This window comes from Phyllobacterium sp. P5_D12 (genome assembly GCF_054049495.1).
Map to the genome: position 1 here is coordinate 1 of NZ_JBFUMG010000548.1, position 2,958 is coordinate 2,958.

Below are 2,958 nucleotides of genomic sequence, written 5' to 3' on the forward strand. Positions count from 1 at the left end.
CGATACCGGTTCTCCGGAAGTCCAGGTTGCCGTTCTGACAGAGCGCATTGTCAATTTGACCGAACATTTCAAGGACCACAAGAAGGATAACCATTCCCGCCGTGGCCTACTCAAGCTTGTCTCGACGCGCCGCAGCCTTCTTGATTATCTCAAGAAAGTTGATCAGGGCCGTTACCAGACGCTGATCGAAAAGCTCGGCCTGCGCCGCTAATAACGGATTAAACCGGCGGATACGCATTGCGTTCCGCCGGTTTCTTTCATTCCGGTGAGGAATGAATTCTACCATGAGACAGGTCATGGGGCAGGATTGCTGGCAACTCGAAAGTGCGAGTTGCAAATTGTCTTGCCCGTGATTGGTCTAAATCGAAACGGGAGATCGATGCTGCTATCCAAAGGGAAGCGCGTCTTTCTCCACTGAAGGACAAGATATGTTTAATCAACACAAAGTTGAAATCGAATGGGGCGGACGTCCGCTCATTCTCGAAACCGGCAAGATCGCCCGTCAGGCCGACGGCGCCGTTCTCGCCACCTACGGCGAAACGGTCGTACTCGCGACAGTCGTTTCCGCCAAGGCCCCGAAGGCTGGTCAGGACTTCTTCCCTCTGACCGTCAACTACCAGGAAAAGACCTACGCAGCCGGCAAGATCCCCGGTGGCTATTTCAAGCGTGAAGGCCGTCCAAGCGAAAACGAAACACTGGTTTCGCGTTTGATCGACCGCCCGATCCGCCCGCTTTTTGCTGATGGCTACAAGAACGACACACAGGTCGTTCTGACCGTTATCCAGCACGATCTCGAAAACAACCCGGACATAGTCTCGATGATCGGTGCATCTGCTGCCTTGACGCTTTCCGGCGTGCCTTTCATGGGCCCGATCGGCGGCGCGCGCGTCGGCTACATCGGTGGCGAATACAGGCTGAACCCTACCGTTGACGAAATGCCGGAATCGAGCCTCGATCTCGTTGTTGCCGGTACAGGCGACGCGGTTCTCATGGTTGAATCGGAAGCCAAGGAATTGGCGGAAGACGTTATGCTCGGCGCCGTAATGTTCGGTCATCGCGCTTTCCAGCCGGTTATAGACGCGATCATCAAGCTCGCTGAAGTCGCCGCAAAAGAACCCCGCGACTTCCAGACAGACGACCTTTCGGCCGCAGAAGCAGCCGTTCTGAAGGTTGTTGAGTCTGATCTCCGCGATGCTTACAAGATCACCGACAAGCAGGATCGCTACAATGCGGTCGATGCGGCGAAAGCCAAGGTCAAGGCGCATTTCTTCCCGGAAGGCGTTGACGAGCCAGAGTTTTCTGCTGAAGAAATCGCAACGGTATTCAAGTCGGTTCAGGCGAAGATCGTTCGCTGGAACATTCTCGACACGGGCAGCCGTATCGACGGCCGTGATCTTTCGACAGTCCGTCCGATCGTTTCGGAAGTTGGTCTTCTGCCACGCACGCACGGCTCGGCTCTGTTCACCCGCGGTGAAACACAGGCCATCGTCGTTGCGACGCTGGGTACCGGCGAAGACGAGCAATATGTCGACTCGTTGACCGGCATGTACAAAGAAACCTTCATGCTTCACTACAATTTCCCGCCCTATTCGGTCGGTGAAACAGGTCGCATGGGTTCGCCAGGGCGTCGCGAGATCGGCCATGGCAAGCTCGCCTGGCGCGCTATCCATCCGGTTCTGCCTGCCAAGGAACAGTTCCCCTATACGCTCCGCACGGTCTCCGAGATCACCGAATCCAATGGTTCGTCGTCGATGGCAACGGTTTGCGGCACATCGCTCGCCCTTATGGATGCTGGTGTTCCGCTGCTCCGTCCGGTCGCCGGTATCGCCATGGGCCTAATCCTCGAAGGCGAGAAGTTCGCTGTTCTCTCCGATATCCTCGGCGACGAAGATCATCTCGGCGACATGGATTTCAAGGTAGCCGGCTCGGAAAATGGTATCACTGCCCTGCAGATGGATATCAAGATCGACGGCATCACCGAAGAGATCATGAAGGTTGCTTTGGCGCAGGCCAAGGACGGCCGTCTGCACATCCTCGGCGAGATGGCGAAGGCTATCACCGAAGGCCGTTCGGAACTCGGCGAATTTGCACCGCGCATTGAAGTCATGAACATTCCGACCGACAAAATCCGTGACGTTATCGGTTCCGGCGGCAAGGTCATTCGCGAGATCGTCGAAAAGACTGGCGCGAAGATCAACATCGAAGATGATGGTACAGTGAAGATTGCATCGTCCTCGGCCAAGGAAATCGAAGCTGCACGCAAGTGGATCCACTCCATCGTCGCAGAGCCGGAAGTAGGCGAGATCTATGAAGGCACAGTTGTAAAGACTGCCGACTTCGGTGCGTTCGTAAACTTCTTCGGCCCACGCGATGGTCTGGTTCACATCTCGCAGCTTGCTTCGGATCGTGTTGCCAAGACTTCAGACGTGGTCAAGGAAGGCCAGAAGGTCTGGGTCAAGCTCATGGGCTTCGACGAACGCGGCAAGGTTCGCCTGTCGATGAAAGTCGTTGACCAGGAAACGGGCAAGGAAATCGTTCAGGAAAAGAAGGCGCAGGAAGACGCTGAGTAATCTTCTGAATAGCTATAATGAAAGCGCGCCCTTGTGGCGCGCTTTTTTCTTGGCACAACATATCTATAGATGGATCCTTTATGGCCAACGGCGCCCTGCAGACGCTCTTCCTGCCTTTTGAAGACGAGATACTGGCTTTGCCAGACAAAGGCTCCGCATGGCTTTTTCTCGGTGCTGAAGTAGATCGCGATGTAAGTGATGAGTGGAAGACAAGCCTGACCTGTCTTCAACCATTCAAACCGGACTATTTGGCATTGCAGAAGGCGGGCTTTAGTGCTGCGCCAAGATTACTTGGCAATGAGCAGTTTGATGGCGCATTGATCTTGCTGGGCAAGCACAGGGGACGCAATGAAAACTGGTTGGCTCAGGCACTGAAGCACGTCAAACC

Annotated in this window: 2 protein-coding genes and 1 pseudogene; all 3 read left to right on the forward strand. The window is 55.0% G+C overall.

The annotated features are described in order from the left end of the window. On the forward strand, nucleotides 1–211 hold a 211-nt coding region (rpsO, locus tag ACXJ5O_RS23290), incomplete at its 5' end, for a 30S ribosomal protein S15 (protein WP_457301981.1). A gap of 217 nt (nucleotides 212–428) precedes the next feature. After that, complete coding sequence (gene pnp, locus ACXJ5O_RS23295; protein WP_457301982.1) at nucleotides 429–2,570, forward strand: polyribonucleotide nucleotidyltransferase; 2,142 nt, start codon at nucleotides 429–431, stop codon at nucleotides 2,568–2,570. An 80-nt stretch (nucleotides 2,571–2,650) separates the two neighbouring features. Next, nucleotides 2,651–2,958 (forward strand): annotated as a pseudogene (locus ACXJ5O_RS23300) (class I SAM-dependent methyltransferase); the annotation flags it as partial.